This window comes from Pseudomonas sp. BN102, from assembly GCF_029871245.1.
Taxonomy (GTDB): Bacteria; Pseudomonadota; Gammaproteobacteria; order Pseudomonadales; family Pseudomonadaceae; genus Metapseudomonas.
In genome coordinates, this window is record NZ_SSON01000080.1 from 25,201 (window position 1) to 41,125 (window position 15,925).

The following is a 15,925-nucleotide window of genomic DNA, read 5'->3' on the forward strand; positions in this document are numbered from 1 at the left end:
TGCTCTCCTGAAATAGAAAGCTGCTGCTTCCGGGACTCGGAAGCAGCAGGTCGCCAAAGATTTAGGCCGGCACTTGCTCGAATATCTCGACCGAGCCGCCCTTGAGCACGACTACGTCACGCTCAACGGCGCGGGTCTCGAACACAACGCGAGTCGGCGACTCGCGCCACATACGGGTTTCCAGGGTATCGCCCGGCATCACGATGGCTGCGAATCGCACGCGGATGCTCTTGAACAGGCGCGAGTCGTTGTTGCAGAACGCCTTGATCACATGGCGACCGGCATAGCCGAAGGTGCACAGACCGTGCAAGAACGGCTTCTCGTAACCGGCCTTGGCGGCGTAGTCCGGATCGACGTGCATCGGGTTCCAGTCACCGCACAGGCGGTACAGCAGGGCCTGGTTGACCTCGGTCTGCTCGGCGATCACCGCGTCCGGCGCGCGCTCGGGCAGTGGAGCGGCCGCCACGCTCGGCACGCGCTTCAGGCCAGCGCCCGGAGTGCCGGTGTAGAAGCTGGTGAACTCGTTGTAGTACAGCGGGGTGCCGTTCTCGTCGGTGGTGTGGATTTCCAGCACGCTGACCGAGCTCTTGCCTTTGTCCAGCGCTTCTTTCAGGCGCATGGTGTGCTTGAGCTTGGCCTTCGGTGGCATCGGGCGGTACATCTCGGTGTATTGCTCGCCATGCAGGCCCTTGGCGAACGGCAGCTCCAGACCCTCGAGGGTCGGCTTGCCGGCCAGGATCGCCTTGAGGAATACCTGGGTCGCCGGCAGCACCGCCATGGTCGGCAGTACGCGGAACTCTTCACCCTTGAACTCATTGATATAGAGCAGCTCGGTACGATCCAGCGGGTCCTTGGCGGCGCCCACGGCCAGCGCGTAGAGCGCGGCGTCAGTCTGGGTGTACTCGGTTTCCAGGGTGGCGACGGCGTTGGCGGCCACTTCCATGTCGACGTACTGGTTACCGCCGATGGCGTTGCCAGCCATGCGCTCGAACAGCTCCTTGAAGCCTTCGCCGCCATTGGCGTGGTGCACGCTCTTGTCGTCGAAACGGGTGATGCGCTCCCAGTTCTCGCGCACCAGTTCCGGGCTCAGCGAGTCGGTGTGCAGGAAACGGCCGTAGGAACGCTCCCAACGGTACTTGGCGTGGAAGCCGCCACCGACCTCGAACAGGCCGCCGGTGTCCTGGCACTCCTCGCTGCACAGCCAGCCCACCAGCGGGGCGACGTCTTCCACCTTCAGCTTGTCATGCAGCTCTTCGGGGAAGATGCCGCTGGCGATCACCATGCGCGAGGCCGCGATCGGGGCGATGGTGTTGACGCGGATGTTCTTGCTCGCGCCTTCGATGGCCAGCGCGTTGGTGAAGCCGATCAGGCCGGACTTGGCCGTGGCGTAGTTGCACTGGCCGAAGTTGCCGAAGATGCCGGCGCCGGAGGCGGTCATCACGATGCGGCCGTAGCCCTTGTCGCGCATGATCGGCCAGACGGCGTGGGTCAGGCGGAAGGCGCCCTTCACATGCACGTCCTGAATCAGGTCCCATTGCTCTTCGGTCATCTTGTGGAACGAGGTGTCGCGCAGGATGCCGGCGTTGTTGATCAGGATGTCGACGGTGCCGAATGCCTCCAGGGCAGTGGCGACGATCTTCTCGCCCTCGGTCACCGAGTTGTAGTCGGCCACCGCCTCGCCGCCCAGGGCGCGGATCTCGGCGACCACGGCGTCGGCCGCGGCGGACGAGCTGCCCAGGCCAGCGGTGGTCACACCCAGGTCATTGGCCACGACCTTGGCACCACGGGAACCCAGCAGCAGCGCGTGGGCACGGCCGAGGCCGTTGCCGGCGCCGGTAACGATGGCGACTTTGCCGTCGAAGCGAATTTCTTGAGACACGTTAGGGCTCCTCTCCTGAAGAGATGGTTGTTATCGCGACGCAGAGCACCGGAGCCCGGCCGTCCGACTGGACGAACCGGCGCGAATGCGGATTGCGAGCGCAGGTTGGCTCAGGCTCGCCTCACAGGGTGCGGGCGATGATTTCCTTCATGATTTCGTTGGTGCCGCCCCAGATGCGGTTGCCCCGGGTATCGAGGTAGAGCCGGGCGATGGGGTACTCGGTCATGTAGCCGTTGCCGCCGTGCAATTGCAGGCAAGCATCGACCACCCGGCTGCTCAGCTCGGCGGTCCAGTACTTGGCCACCGCCGCCGTTTCGGCGCTCAGCTCGCCGCGCAGCAGCAACTCCATGCAGCTGTCGATCCAGGAGCGGCCGATCTGCACTTCGGTCTTCAGTTGCGCCAGGGTGAAGCGCGAGTTCTGGAAATCCAGCACCGGCTTGCCGAAGACCATGCGCGTGCGGGTGTACTCGATTGTGTGATCGAGGGCCGCCTCGGCCTGGGCCTGGAAGCCCACGGCGCCGATGATGCGTTCCCAGGCCAGGTCGTGCATGAGCTGGTAGAAGCCCTGCCCTTCCACGCCGCCGAGGACGTTCTCGGTTGGCACGCGGCAGTCGTCGAAGAACAGCATGCTGGTGTCCTGAGCGTGCAGGCCGATCTTTTCCAATGGCTGGGAACGGGCGAAGCCCTCGCGCTCCTTCTCCACGATGACCAGTGAGATGTCTTTGGCACTCCCGCTGTTGCCGGTCTTGCACACCACAAGCGCCAGGTCGCAGGACGCGCCGTTGGAAATGAAGGTCTTGGAACCGTTGAGGACGAACTCGTCGCCCTCGCGCACGGCGCGGGTCTTGACCGCCTGCAGGTCGGAGCCGGTGTTGGGCTCGGTCATGGCGATGGCGCCCACCACCTCGCCGGCGATCATTCGTGGCAGCCAGGCCTGTTTCTGCGCCTCGGTGCCGTAGTTGAGGATGTAGAACGCCACAAGACCGTGAACGCCGAAGCCGATCAGGCCGGTGGCGCCTACGCGCATGAATTCCTCGGCGAAGATCATGTCGAACAGCCGGTCGGCGCCGGGGCCGCCGTACTCCTCGGGCATGGAGGGCAACAGCATTCCCAGCTCGCCGGCCTTGCGCCAGACCTCGCGGGGGACGCACTTGTCCTTCTCCCACTGGGCATGGAAGGGCGCGACCTTTTCCTCCATGAACCGGCGGCAGGCGCGGCGGAATTCTTCGTGCTCGGAGCTGAACAGGGTACGGGGGATCAGATATTCCATTGCGTATTCCTCTGCGACCCGGATCAGAGCGTGCGCCCGACCAGATCCTTCATGATGTCGTTGGCGCCGCCGGCGATGCGCAGCACGCGGTGGTCGAGGTAGTGACGGGCAACCGGGTACTCGAGCATGTAGCCGTTGCCGCCGTGCAGCTGGACGCACTCGTCCACCACTTTGGTGTAGAGGTCGGAACACCACAGCTTGGCGGAGGCCGCCGCCTCGGGGCTGAGAGTCCGCGCCAGGCACTGTTCCATGCAGCGGTCGACGTAGTTCTGCGACACCGCCAGCTGCATCTTCAGGTCGGCCAATTTGAAGCGGGTGTTCTGGAAGGCGAAGATCGGCTTGCCGAAAACGGTGCGGCCCCTGGTGTATTCCAGAGTGCTTTCCAGTACCGCCTGGGCGCCGGCGACGCTGCTGATGGCGATGGACAGACGTTCCCAGGCAAGCTCCTTCATCAGTTGGATGAAGCCCTTCCCTTCCACTCCGCCCAGCAGGTTCTCGCGGGGCACGCGGACGTCCTCGAAGAACAGCATGGTGGTGTCCTGGGCGTGCAGGCCGACCTTGCGCAGCGGCTTGGATTTGCTGAAGCCGGCACGGTCGGCTTCCACCAGGATCAGCGAGATGTCCTGGGCGCCCTTGCCGGAATTGCCGGTCTTGGCGACGACCACGACTATGTCGCAGTTGGTGCCATTGGAAATGAAGGTCTTGGCGCCGTTGATGACGTACTCGTCGCCGTCCAGCACCGCGCGGGTCTTGACCGCCTGCAGGTCGGAACCGGTGTCCGGCTCGGTCATGGCCACAGCGCCTATGGCCTCACCCGCCGCCATCTTCGGCAGCCAGGCCTGCTTCTGCGCTTCGTTGCCGAAGTTCACCAGGTAGCCGGCGACGATGTCGTGCACGCCGAAACCGATCAGGCCGGATGCCTGGCCTGCGCGGTAGATCTCTTCGGTTGCGACCATCGAGAAACGACGGTCCAGGCCCAGGCCGCCATAGGCTTCCGGGGTGGTTGCATTGAGCATGCCCAGCTCGCCGGCGCGCTTCCAGATTTCACGGGGTACCCGATGATCCTCTTCCCACTGCTCCAGATGGGGAGCGCACTCCTCCGCCAGGAAGCGTCGCACGGTGCTGCGAAACTCCTCGTGCTCGTGGTCAAACAGGGTACGCGGAATCATCGGTGGTTCTCCTCGGATCAATCGTTCCACCACCCCTTCGGGCGGCTCTGGATCGATCATAGGAGGAGGTATTTGGGGTCAGCCCCCTCAGGGAGGGGGGGATACGGGGGCCTGTGGGGGCGATTTCAATCGCTAAGCGAACCGCAGGTTCGCCCTCCGAATTTGCTGGGGGCAACGATGTTGCCCTTGGCGAATGAATTCGCCCCTACAGGGAGAGCCGTCGTATCCGGTCTCGTAGGGTGGAAGTCGCTCTTCACTTCCACCATTTCGGAGCGGCAGCGATGCGGGAGCGAAGGTGTCCACCGCCCCTCTCCGGAGAACTACGGAGCGGCGCAGGTAGTCGGGCGCATACCGCGGCGGAAGCGTTCTGGCCAGACTGGTTGCACCTCGACATCTCAGCGAAAGCAACATCTCCACTGCCGACGCGCAGAAGCTGGCCAGTGCCACGGTCGCCGCCTGCCAGGCCAAGGGCTACAACGTCAGCGCTTCGGTGGTGGACTGCGCCGGCCTGCTGAAGGCCTTCGCCCGGGCCGACAACGCCGGCCCGCACACCATCGAAGCCAGCCACGCCAAGGCCTTCACTTCCGCCTCGGCCAAGGCGCCGACCCTGGCCATCATGGAAAACGCCCAGAAAAACCCGGCCGCCGCCAACCTGACCTACATCCCCGGCTTCCTGCTGCTGGGCGGCGGTGTACCGGTCAAGGCTGGTGATGCGGTCATCGGTGCCATCGGCGTAGCCGGTGCTCCGGGCGGCCACTTTGATGCCCAGTGCGGCTGATGAAGTGCTTGCTGCGAACGCTGGGCTGTTCAAGTAAGACGAAGTCGGCGTTTGTGTAGGAGCAGGGGGACGCCGAGTTCTTGCTCGCGAAGGATCGTGCTCGGGCTGTTCGCGAGCAAGCTCGCTCCTACCAGTCAGCAGCCCGCCGGCTCCGAGTCGCCCCCTCGCATGGGGTGGTTTGCGAAGCGACCGCCGGGCTTATGCTCGTCCGGCGAATTGCCAGCGGACGGAGCGCATGGCGCGTCCACGCAACGCACCATGCCTCCGCCCTGCTGGCGATTTCGCGTCAGACGTAGGGTGGACCACGCTTCACCGGCCCACCATCGAAGGCTCGACTGGACACCGATGGCGGATGAAAAGAGCGTCACCCACCCTACGGCAGGACTGCGGCGTGCGTTTATTCGATCAGCCCGTGCTTACGCGCCCAGGACACCGCGTCATAGCGGCTGGAGACGCCCAGCTTCACGTAGATGTTCTTCAGGTTCCACTTCACTGTTTCCAGTGAAATGTTCAAAGTCAGCGCCACACGCTTGTTCGACATCGCCTGACTGATCAGCTCCAGGATCGCCACCTCACGCGGCGTGAGCATCGATGGCGCGCTGTTCGACGACGATTCGCTGGCGCGTCCCACGTTGCCCGGCCCGAAGCGTTCCAGCAGCTGTGTCAGATAAGCGCCCTGCTCATCGGCGAGCGGCTTGCTCGCCAACCTTGCCAGTAACTTGCGCAGGACCTCGCCTTCATCGAGGAAGGTGCGCACCAGTCCCAGCTGGCTGCCCAGCGTCAGCGCTTCGAGCAGGTGTTCTTCGGACCGCTCCGGTTGCAGCAGGTCGGAGCGGGCGATGGCCATCAGCAACTGGCCAGTGACGAGCAATTGGCCGCGACGGAAACGGGTGGCGTATTCGCGCAGGGTTTCCAGGTCCGCCAGGGCCTTGTCAGGGTAATTGGTGGCCAGCAGCAGGCGCCCACGAGCCAGCGCAGCCAGCGCCGGGACCTCCGCCTGAAAACCGTGGGCATCCCGGTATTGCAGCGCCAACGGCTCCAGCTTGGCGACCCGCTCGGCGGCGTATGTACGGTCATTCTCCAGCAGGGCGATGCGCGACTGCTCGGTGAGGCAATGCGCCAGCGCGCGGTCCTGACCGATGCTGCGGAAGTGGCGCTCCTGGCGTTCGAGGAAGGCCATGGCCACCGCAGCGGAATCCTGTAGCAGGTCCAGGCGTGCGCGGCAGATGGTGGCGTGCAGCATGGTGTCGGGCATGGTCCACTGGAGCAGGCCACTGCGATTGGCGAGGATTTCCCTCGCCTCGTCGATCCGATCCAGTTCGCGATAGACCTCGGCCAAGGTCGCCGCCCCCAGGTAAGCGCTGGCGGACCTGTGACCGTGGACGGCCACCGAGCGGGCCAGTTGCGCCGAACCGACGCGCTCCGCCTCGCGGATGCGGCCTTCCTGCAGATAACAGGTGGTTCTCGCGCCTTCAGCCACCAGAGCCATTTCCGCATCCCGCTCGGCTTCGGGAATGGGATTTTCGTCCAGGCAGCGCAGCGCATCTTCGTGCCTTCCCGCCGCCGCATACGCAATGGCCAGCAGTGCCGGAGCGCCGTAGCGGGTCACGGTGTAGTCGTCTGGCAAGGCGTGGAAGGTTTCCAGTAGGCCGATGATCGGCTCGCTGCGATCACGCTGGACCTCGATCGCCGCCTGCACCAGCGGAAGGCGATAAGCCTCGTCGGCCTGCTGGGCCGCGCCACTGCGCTTGAATTGCTCCATCCAGGCTTCGGCCTTCGCCGGGCGGGCGGTCAGTGCGTAGGCCAGGCAGCCGAGGAAGAACAGCCGCGGCCGGGAAAACAGGATGTCCTGCGGCAACTGGTCCAACAGGCGCAGTAGCGGGCTCAACTGATCGAGGCTCCAGGTGGCAGGGGCCGCCCCTTCGACCAATTGCGCGGCAACGTCCAGGTCGCCCGCCTGGGTCGCATGGCGCACCGCCTCGGCCAGCAGCTTGCGCTCGGCGAACCAGCGCGCGGCGCGACGGTGCAGTTGGTCCTGGGTCTCGCGATCGCGACGTTGCAGCCGTGTCGCGAGGAAGTCGCCGAACAGCGCATGGAAGCGATACCAGGGTTGGCGGTCATCGGCTTCAACGCGGAAGATCAGCAGGTTCTCCTCATCCAGCCGCTTGAGCATGGCCTGCGCCGATGCACATCCAGTCACCGCTTCCGCCAATGAGGCATTGAAGCGCCGCAGGATGCTCACGTCCTCCATGAATGACGCCAGGTCGGCGGGCAGATGCGCCATGACGTTCTCGGCCAGGTAGCTCTGCAGGTCGTCGGAACGCCAGCCCAATTCCCGCAGGGTGTCCCGCGCCGCGGGGTCGCTGCGCAGCAGGATGACCACCAGTTGCAAGGTAGCCGGCCAGCCACTGGTGAGCTGGTGGATCTGGTGCAACTCCTCCGGGCTGAGTTTCAGCGCGGCCAGGCCTTGTTCGAGGAAGGCGTGGGTTTCCGCCAGATCGAATGGCAGTGCGGCGCAATCGAGCTCCACCAACTGGCCACTAAGGCGCAGACGGCTGAAGCTGAGCGGCGGACCGACACGGGACGAAATCACGAAATGCAGGTTGTCGGGGCTGTGGTCCAGCAGCTTCTGTACGAGCTGGTGGGAGCGCGGGTCCACCACATGCTGGTAGTCGTCTATGACCAGAAACAGCTCTTTGTTGATGCTGGCGGCGCCCTCGACAATGGCCGCCACCACGTCATCGATGAATTCCGGCCGCGTGCCTTCCGGGGGAATGCCGCTGTCCAGCGGAATCCCCAGGCGCTGCAAGGCGCCGCGCAGGTAAGCGAAGAAAATCGCCAGATGCTTGTCGTCGGTGCTCAGCGACAGCCAGGCCACGTCCGCCCCGGAACGCATCATCTCCTGCCGCCACTGCGCCAGCAGCGTGGTCTTGCCGAAGCCCGGGCTGCCGGTGACCAGGCCGACGCGGCATTGCGCCATCCGCTGCAGCTCCTCCAGCAGACGCTGGCGCTGGATGGTCTGGGTGCCGATACGTGGTGGCGCGAACTTCGTCGATACGAGCAGTTTGTCTGTGTGCATGTCCAGACCGGGTCTCCGATTCGCAAATGGCCTACCAAAACGCAGCGGACGGGCATGCGCGGGTTGGAATCAAAGTGGGTACGGCCAGGTGGTAAGCCGGTTTTTACCTGAAGCTTAGCCTCAGGTCAGTAGCCGCCTTGTTTCCGGGCATTTGGGCGACCGTTCCTGCAACAGATGGTGGCGGGGAAAGCGAGGGGGCCGCCCCCTCGAACCGAGGGGGTAGGACGGCGGTGCCGGGGCGGGAACGCCGGAGCGGATCAGAGGGTGCGGGCAACCAGCTCGCGCATGATGTCGTTGGCGCCGCCGTAGATACGGTTGACTCGGCTGTCCAGGTAATGCCGGGCGACCGGATATTCCAGCATGTAGCCGTTGCCGCCGTGCAGCTGAACGCACTGGTCGACAACCTTCGAGTACAGCTCGGTGCACCAGAGCTTGGCCGCGGCTGCCGCTTCCGGGGTCAGTTCGTGGCCCTGCAGCAACTCCATGCAGCGGTCGACATAGGTCTGCCCGAGGACGATCTCGGTCTTGAGGTCGGCCAGCTTGAAGTACGAATTCTGGAACTCGATGATCGGTTTGCCGAATACCTTGCGCTCGCGGGTGTAGTCGACGGTCTGTTCCAGAACCGCCTGGCTCGCCGCGATGGCCAGGATGCCTATGCTCAGGCGCTCCCAGGCCAGCTCCTTCATCAGTTGGTAGAAGCCCTGGCCGGGCTCGCCGCCGAGGATGTTGGCCTTGGGCACGCGGACGTCCTCGAAGAACACCATGGTGGTGTCCTGGGCGTGCAGGCCAACCTTGCGCAGCGGTTTGGATTTGCTGACACCGGCGCGGTCCGCCTCCACCAGGATCAGCGAGATATCGCGCGAGCCCTTGCCGCTGTTCCCGGTCTTGGCGACCACAACGATGATGTCGCTGTTGGTGCCGTTGGAGATGAAGGTCTTGGCGCCGTTGATGACGTACTCGTCTCCCTCCAGTACCGCGCGGGTCTTGACCGCCTGCAGGTCGGAACCGGTGTCGGGCTCGGTCATGGCCACAGCGGCGATGGCTTCGCCATTGGCCATTTTCAGCAGCCACTCGTGTTTCTGCGCTTCGGTGCCGAAGTTGATCAGGTAGCCGGCACAGATGTCGTGCACGTTGAAACCGTTCAATCCGGACAAACCAGCGCGGGCCACCTCTTCCACCGCGATCATCGAGAAGCGCCGGTCCAGGCCCAGGCCACCATAGGCCTCCGGCGTGGTGGCGTTGAGCATGCCCAGCTCGCCAGCGCGCTTCCAGATTTCGCGGGGGACGAGGTGATCTTCCTCCCACTGCTCATGGAACGGCGTGCACTCCTCCGCCAGGAAACGGCGGACGGTACTACGGAACTCTTCATGCTCATGATCGAAGAGGGTGCGCGGAATCATGGATATACCCCTGGATGCGATTGGCTGTGCGGCATCCGACCGGCCGGATGCCCTTCGCGCCACATTAGGACGGCCTGCGCCCGCCCCGCCCCCTCGAAGCGGGTAGGCGCAGGCGAATCGTCCGCGCACCCTTGGGCCTCGTCCGCTCCCACTCCATAAGGGTGGGGGCGACCTCGCCGGCATTTCGATTTACTGGCAAAGCCCACTCCCCCGGCCGCCCGTCGGCCAGAAAGTACAAGAGAACGAGATGACCGATTCGCTCCTGAACGAACGCGAACTGAGCTTCCAGCTCTATGAGCTGCTCGATACCAAAGCCCTGCTGCAGCGCCCCCGCTATGCGGATCATGATCGCGCCGTATTCGACGCCACGTTGGAAACCGCGCGCGGTGTCGCCGCCGAATACTTTGCCCCGCACAATCAGAAGGGCGACGCCAATGAGCCGACCTTCGACGGGGAAACGGTGACGCTCATCCCGGAAACCAAGATCGCCTGGGACGCCTTCGCCCAGGCCGGTTTCCTCGCCGCCCATCACGATGTCGAGGACGGTGGCCTGCAGCTGCCGGAGGTCATCCTGCGGGCCAGCATGGCCTACTTCAACGCCGCCAACATCGCCACGGTGGCCTATTCGTTCCTGACCATCGGCGCCGCCAACTTGGTCAAGAGCTTTGCCGGCGATGTGCTGCGCGAACGCTTCCTGCCGCCGATGCTCGATGGTCGTTTCAGCGGCACCATGGCCCTGACCGAGCCCGGCCAGGGTTCGGCCCTGGGTGACTTGCGCACCAGCGCCCGCCCGGCCGCCGATGGCAGCTACCGCATTCACGGCCAGAAGATGTTCATCTCCGGCGGCGACCACTCGCTGACCGACAACATCGTGCACATGGTGCTGGCCCGCATAGAAGGTGCGCCGGCAGGCACCCGTGGCATTTCCCTGTTCCTCGTGCCGAAGTTCCTGGTCAACCAGGACGGCAGCCTGGGCGCGCGCAACGACGTCGCCCTGGCCGGCCTGCTGCACAAGCACGGCTACCGCAATACCACCTCCACCGTGCTCAGCTTCGGTGAGAAGGACGGTGCCGTCGGCTATCTGGTGGGCGAGGCCAACAAGGGCCTGTCGTACATGTTCCAGATGATGAACGAGGCGCGCATCGGCGTGGCCCTCGGCGCCTCAGCGCTGGCCTACCAGAGCTTCATTCACGCCCTGGACTACGCCCGCGAAAGGCCGCAGGGCCGCCTGCCGGGCGCCAAGGACCCGCTGGCGCCGCAGGTGCGTATCGTCGAGCACGCCGACGTGCGCCGCATGCTGCTGCAGCAGAAGGTCTACGCCGAAGGCAGCCTCGCGCTGTGCCTGTACGCGAGCAGCCTGTTCGAGGATGCCCACACTGCACCCGAAGACACCCAGCGGCGCGAAGCCGGGGAATTGCTGGACCTGCTGATTCCCATGGTCAAGTCCTACCCGTCCAGGTACTGCGTGATGGCCTCGGACATCGGCATCCAGGTGCTAGGCGGTTCGGGTTACATCCGCGAGTACCCGCTGGAGCAGTACTACCGGGACAACCGCCTGAACCCCATCCACGAAGGCACCGAAGGCATCCACGGTATCGATCTGCTCGGTCGCAAGCTGCAACAGAACGGCGGCGCCGGCTATCGCATGTTCCTGTCGCGCGTGCGCGGCACCCTGAAGGAGGCCGGGCACGACGGCCGCTGCGCCCCGCTCGCCTTCGTGCTGGCCGGCGCCCTGGACCACCTGCAGGAAGTCACCGAAAGCCTGCTCGACCAGGTGGCCGCCGACGCCAATCTCGGCCTGGCCAACGCCACCACCTATCTCGACCTGTTCGGCCGCGTGCTGGTGGGCTGGCTGTGGCTGCGCATGGCGCTGGTCGCGAGCCGTGCCCTCGACGCCGGCGCGACGGGCAGCGAGGCTGACTTCTACCTCGGCAAGCTGCAAGCGGCCCAGTACTTCATCGACTGGGAGCTGGCAACCATCGAGGCCCAGGCGCGCCTGCTGGCATCCGGCAACCGCAGCAGCTTTGACATGCAGGACGCGTGGTTCTGACCCGCCTGCCGACTTCCAACCCTCTACAAGGAGCCACCATGAACGCCCTGGTTACCTATCAGGTTGAAGACAACCTGGCCCTGATCGGCCTCGCCCGTCCTCCGGTCAATGCCGTTGGCCAACCCCTGCGCGCAGCTGTTCTCGAAGCCTGCCAGCGCGCGGCGGACGATCCTTCGGTGAAGGCGCTCGTCCTCCATGGCGCCAACGGTCTGTTCAGCGCCGGTGCCGACATCAGCGAATTCGGCAGTGATGCGTCCTTCGCCGCGCCCGACCTGCCCTCCCTGCTCCTGCGCCTCACGCAACTGGACAAGCCACTGGTGGCCGCCATCGGCAAACTCGCCCTCGGCGGCGGCCTGGAACTGGCTCTGGCCTGCGGCTACCGCATTGGCGAACCGGCAACCCGCGTCGGGCTGCCGGAAATCAACCTCGGCCTGCTTCCCGGTGCCGGTGGCACCCAGCGCCTGCCGCGCCTGATCGGTGCCGAGGCGGCACTCGACATGATGCTCTCGGGCGCCCCGGTCGGTGCCGAAAGCGCTCGCAACCTGGGCATCCTCGACAGGCTGTCGGCCAGCGCCGAAGCCTTGCTCGACGAGGCCCGCGCCTATGCCCGTGAGCTGGTCGCCAGCCAGGCACCCGCGCGCCCCGCCGCCCCCTTCCCTGCACCCGCCCAAGGGCTGCCCGAGGACTTCTTCGCGCGCTTCCGGCAGGACAACGAGCCGCGCTGGAAGAGCCGCCTGGCCCCCCGCCTGGTGCTGTCCGCAGTGGAAGCCGCCTGTCTGCTGCCGCTGGAAGAAGGCCTGGCCCGCGAAGTGGCGCTGTTCAAGCAGGCCGAAGCCTCGGTCCAGTCCCAGGCGTTGCGCCATGTGTTCTTCGCCGAGCGCGAGGCCGGCCGGATTCCGGGCATCGATAGCGACATCCTGCTCCGCCCGATTCGTAAGGTCGCGGTGATTGGCGCCGGTACCATGGGCGGTGGCATCGCCATGAACTTCGCCAATGTCGGCATCCCGGTGACCCTGCTGGAGCGCCAGGGCGAGGCCCTGGATCGCGGCCTGGCGCAGATCCGCAAGAACTACGACATCAGCGTCAAGCGCGGCAAGCTGACCGAGGCCAAGCTGGAGCAACGCATGGCCCTGCTCGGCGGCACGCTCGATTATGCCGACCTGGCTGACGCCGACCTGGTGATCGAAGCGGTGTTCGAGAAGATGGAGATCAAGCAGGAGGTCTTCCGCACCCTGGATCGGGTGTGCAAGCCCGGCGCCATCCTCGCCACCAACACCTCGTCGCTGGACGTCGACCAGATCGCCGCCGTGACTTCCCGTCCGCAGGATGTGATCGGTCTGCACTTCTTCAGCCCAGCCAACGTCATGCGTCTGCTGGAAGTAGTGCGTGGGCGCGAAACCGCAGCGGACGTGCTGGCCACCACCCTGAAGATGGGCCGCACCATTGGCAAGATGCCGGTGGTATCCGGCGTCTGCTTCGGCTTCATCGGCAACCGCATGCTCGAACCCTACGCCCGCGAAGCCCATCGCCTGGTACTGGAAGGCGCGACCCCAGCGCAGGTGGACGGAGTGCTCACCGGACTCGACCTGAACATGGGCGTGTTCAGCATGCTCGACCTGGCCGGCGTCGACGTGAACTTCCTGGTGCGCGACTCCAACCGCGCCGCCTTCGCCCATGACGAGAGCTACTGCCGCCTCGGCGACGAGCTCTATGCCCAGGGCCGCTACGGCCAGAAGACCGGTCGCGGCTTCTATGCCTACGAAGGGCGCAATCGCCAGGACGACTACGAGGTCGTGGCGCTGGCCGAACGCCTGGCCGGCGAGCTGCACGTCTCGCGTCGTCCCATCAGCGCGCAGGAAATCCACGACCGTTGCCTGTTCATGCTGATCAACGAGGGCATCCAGCTGCTGGACGAAGGCATCGCCCTGCGCGCCAGCGACATCGACCTCGTATGGATCAACGGCTACGGCTTCCCGGCCCACCTCGGCGGCCCGATGCACTACGCGGAGCAGCTCGGCCTGGACAGGGTGCTGGCCGGCATCGACCAGTACCGCCAGTCCCTCGGCGAATACGGTGAGATGTGGTTCCAGCCGGCGCCGCTATTGGAGCGCCTGGTGGCCGCCGGCAAGACCCGCATCGAACGCATCTGATTGCACCTGGCAGGCACCGGTCTCAGCGGTGCCTGCAGATACCTCCTATAGGACAAGACCATGAAAGAAGCCGTCATCCTCTCCACCGCACGCACGCCCATCGGCAAGGCGTTTCGCGGTGCCTTCAACGCGACCACCGCCCCGACCCTGTCCGCCTTCGCCATTCGCGCCGCCGTCGAGCGCGCGGGTATCGATGCAGCAGAAATCGAAGATCTGGTGATGGGCACCAGCATGCCGGCCGGCACCGCCGGCTGGAACCTCGGCCGCATGAGCGTGCTGGCCACAGGCCTGCCGATTACCGTCGGTGGCCAGACCCTCGACCGCCAGTGCGCCTCGGGCCTGATGGCCATCGCCACCGCCGCCAAGCAGATCGTGGTAGACGGCATGGCCTTGACCATCGGCGCCGGCCAGGAGCACATCAGCCTGGTGCAGAACCGCCACATGGAATGGGTGGGCGAGTACCACGACACCCAGGTCATCAACCATGTGCCCCACGCCTACATGCCGATGCTGCAGACCGCCGAACTGGTGGCCGAGCGCTACGGCATCAGCCGCGAGGCCCAGGACGCCTACTCCCTGCAATCCCAGCAGCGCACCGCGGCGGCCCAGGGCGCCGGCCTGTTCGAGGGCGAGATCGTCCCGGTCACGGTCACCCGCCAGATCGTCGACAAGGCCAGCGGCGCCATCAGCTTCGAAGAAGTGACCCTCGCCCAGGACGAAGGCAACCGTCCGCAGACCGCACTCGACGACCTTGCCCGGCTCAAGCCGGTGATCGCCGGCGGCTGCATCACCGCCGGCAACGCCAGCCAGCTGTCCGACGGCGCCAGCGCCTGCGTGCTGATGGACGGTCGCCTGGCCGAGCAGCGCAACCTGGAACCGCTGGGTGCCTATCGCGGCATGGCGGTGGTGGGCCTTGCGCCGGAAGAAATGGGCATCGGCCCGGTGATGGCCGTGCCCCGTCTGCTCAAGCAGCACGGCCTGAAGGTCGACGACATCGGCCTGTGGGAACTCAACGAAGCCTTCGCCTGCCAGGCGATCTATTGCCGCGACAAGCTGGGCATCGACAACGCGCGTTACAACGTCAATGGCGGCGCCATCGCCATCGGCCACCCCTACGGCATGAGCGGCGCACGGATGGTCGGCCACGCCCTGCTGGAGGGCAAGCGTCGCGGCGTGAAGTACGTCGTGGTAACCATGTGTGTAGGCGGCGGCATGGGTGCCGCTGGCCTGTTCGAGGTGTTCTGATGAGTGTCTTCGCCCCCTTCTCCCTGGCCAGCCGCACCGTGCTGGTCACCGGCGCCTCCAGTGGTATTGGCGCCCACCTGGCCCGCGTCGCCGGCCAAGCCGGCGCCCGCGTGGTCCTCGCGGCGCGTCGCGTGGAGCGTCTGCAACAGCTGGCCGACACCATCCGGCGTGACGGCGGCCAGGCGCTGCCAGTGGCCATGGACGTCACCGACCGCGCCAGCGTCGAAGCCGCCTTCGATGCCGCCGAGACAGCCTTCGGACCGGTGGATGTGGTGCTCAACAACGCCGGCATCGGCAGCGGTCTGCGCGTGCTGGAAATCAGCGAAGAAGACTGGCGCGCCATGCTCGCGACCAACCTGGACGGCGTCTGGCGCGTCGCTCAATGCGCGGCACAACGCCTGGCACGCGCCGAGCGACCGGGGAGCATCGTTAACATCGCCTCCATGCTCGGCCTGCGGGTCGGCACCGGCTACAGCCACTACTGCACGGCCAAGGCCGGAGTGGTCCAGCTGACCAAATCCCTGGCGCTGGAACTGGCGCGCTACGGGATACGGGTCAATGCCATCGCGCCGGGCTACTTCACCACCGAGATGACCGACGGTTATTTCGACAGCGAGAAAGGCCAGGCCTACATCCGCGACGCCGTGCCCATGCGCCGCCTCGGCCGGCTGGAGGAGCTGGACGGGCCCTTCCTGCTGCTGGCCAGCGAAGCCGGTGCCTATATGTCCGGTGCGGTGCTGGCGGTGGATGGCGGGCAATTGGTGGGGAGTTTGTAAGGGGGCCACCCTTTCCCCCGGCCCCTCTCCCTGAAGTGGAGAGGGGTGACTCCCGGCCCACCTCCGTGACTCCCTGGACACACATCCCCTGTAGGGGCGAATTCATTCGCCAAGCAGGACGCAGTCCTG

10 protein-coding genes are annotated in these 15,925 nt (G+C 65.6%); 5 read left to right on the forward strand and 5 right to left on the reverse strand.

Annotated features, from left to right (window positions below):
• Positions 1 to 61: 61 nt before the first annotated feature.
• The 3 genes from E8F12_RS27795 to E8F12_RS27805 all read right to left on the reverse strand — a co-directional run bounded on the left by E8F12_RS27795 (position 62) and on the right by E8F12_RS27805 (position 4,318).
• Positions 62 to 1,879, reverse strand: coding sequence for an SDR family oxidoreductase (locus E8F12_RS27795; protein ID WP_280328439.1), 1,818 nt, complete (start codon positions 1,877 to 1,879; stop codon positions 62 to 64).
• Positions 1,880 to 2,000: 121 nt separating this feature from the next.
• Complete coding sequence (locus E8F12_RS27800; RefSeq protein ID WP_280328743.1) at positions 2,001 to 3,140, reverse strand: acyl-CoA dehydrogenase family protein; 1,140 nt, start codon at positions 3,138 to 3,140, stop codon at positions 2,001 to 2,003.
• A gap of 32 nt (positions 3,141 to 3,172) precedes the next feature.
• Entirely contained in the window at positions 3,173 to 4,318 is a 1,146-nt protein-coding gene (locus tag E8F12_RS27805; RefSeq protein ID WP_280328440.1) for an acyl-CoA dehydrogenase family protein, read from the reverse strand.
• A gap of 433 nt (positions 4,319 to 4,751) precedes the next feature.
• On the opposite strand from E8F12_RS27805, the gene E8F12_RS27810 reads away from it, so the two are divergent.
• Positions 4,752 to 5,096, forward strand: a complete 345-nt coding sequence (locus tag E8F12_RS27810) for a heme-binding protein (RefSeq protein WP_280328744.1) — start codon at positions 4,752 to 4,754, stop codon at positions 5,094 to 5,096.
• Between the two features lie 397 nt (positions 5,097 to 5,493).
• Here the strand turns inward: E8F12_RS27810 and E8F12_RS27815 are convergent, their stop codons facing one another.
• Both E8F12_RS27815 and E8F12_RS27820 read right to left on the reverse strand, forming a co-directional pair.
• Positions 5,494 to 8,175 carry a LuxR C-terminal-related transcriptional regulator gene (locus E8F12_RS27815; protein ID WP_280328441.1) on the reverse strand — a complete coding sequence of 894 codons (2,682 nt, stop codon included), beginning with the start codon at positions 8,173 to 8,175 and terminating at the stop codon, positions 5,494 to 5,496.
• Between the two features lie 257 nt (positions 8,176 to 8,432).
• Positions 8,433 to 9,575, reverse strand: a complete 1,143-nt coding sequence (locus E8F12_RS27820) for an acyl-CoA dehydrogenase family protein (protein WP_280328442.1) — start codon at positions 9,573 to 9,575, stop codon at positions 8,433 to 8,435.
• 247 nt (positions 9,576 to 9,822) lie between these two features.
• On the opposite strand from E8F12_RS27820, the gene E8F12_RS27825 reads away from it, so the two are divergent.
• The 4 genes from E8F12_RS27825 to E8F12_RS27840 are packed head-to-tail and all read left to right on the forward strand — an operon-like array spanning position 9,823 to position 15,796.
• Positions 9,823 to 11,625, forward strand: a complete 1,803-nt coding sequence (locus tag E8F12_RS27825; RefSeq protein WP_280328443.1) for an acyl-CoA dehydrogenase — start codon at positions 9,823 to 9,825, stop codon at positions 11,623 to 11,625.
• Positions 11,626 to 11,663: 38 nt separating this feature from the next.
• Positions 11,664 to 13,775: a 3-hydroxyacyl-CoA dehydrogenase NAD-binding domain-containing protein gene (locus E8F12_RS27830; RefSeq protein WP_280328444.1), complete on the forward strand. Its 2,112-nt coding sequence runs from the start codon at positions 11,664 to 11,666 to the stop codon at positions 13,773 to 13,775.
• A gap of 60 nt (positions 13,776 to 13,835) precedes the next feature.
• Complete coding sequence (locus E8F12_RS27835; protein ID WP_280328445.1) at positions 13,836 to 15,020, forward strand: acetyl-CoA C-acyltransferase; 1,185 nt, start codon at positions 13,836 to 13,838, stop codon at positions 15,018 to 15,020.
• Positions 15,020 to 15,796 carry an SDR family NAD(P)-dependent oxidoreductase gene (locus E8F12_RS27840; RefSeq protein ID WP_280328446.1) on the forward strand — a complete coding sequence of 259 codons (777 nt, stop codon included), beginning with the start codon at positions 15,020 to 15,022 and terminating at the stop codon, positions 15,794 to 15,796. Before E8F12_RS27835 ends, E8F12_RS27840 begins: the two co-directional genes overlap by 1 nt.
• Positions 15,797 to 15,925: the final 129 nt, after the last annotated feature.

What these genes read in the sequence shown, in the direction of transcription:
- E8F12_RS27805 (WP_280328440.1), bottom strand. Translation starts at nt 4,318, where the DNA reads ATGATTCCGCGTACCCTGTTTGACCACGAGCACGAGGAGTTTCGCAGC.
- E8F12_RS27815 (WP_280328441.1), bottom strand. Translation starts at nt 8,175, where the DNA reads ATGCACACAGACAAACTGCTCGTATCGACGAAGTTCGCGCCACCACGT.
- E8F12_RS27820 (WP_280328442.1), bottom strand. Translation starts at nt 9,575, where the DNA reads ATGATTCCGCGCACCCTCTTCGATCATGAGCATGAAGAGTTCCGTAGT.
- E8F12_RS27825 (WP_280328443.1), top strand. Translation starts at nt 9,823, where the DNA reads ATGACCGATTCGCTCCTGAACGAACGCGAACTGAGCTTCCAGCTCTAT.
- E8F12_RS27830 (WP_280328444.1), top strand. Translation starts at nt 11,664, where the DNA reads ATGAACGCCCTGGTTACCTATCAGGTTGAAGACAACCTGGCCCTGATC.
- E8F12_RS27835 (WP_280328445.1), top strand. Translation starts at nt 13,836, where the DNA reads ATGAAAGAAGCCGTCATCCTCTCCACCGCACGCACGCCCATCGGCAAG.
- E8F12_RS27840 (WP_280328446.1), top strand. Translation starts at nt 15,020, where the DNA reads ATGAGTGTCTTCGCCCCCTTCTCCCTGGCCAGCCGCACCGTGCTGGTC.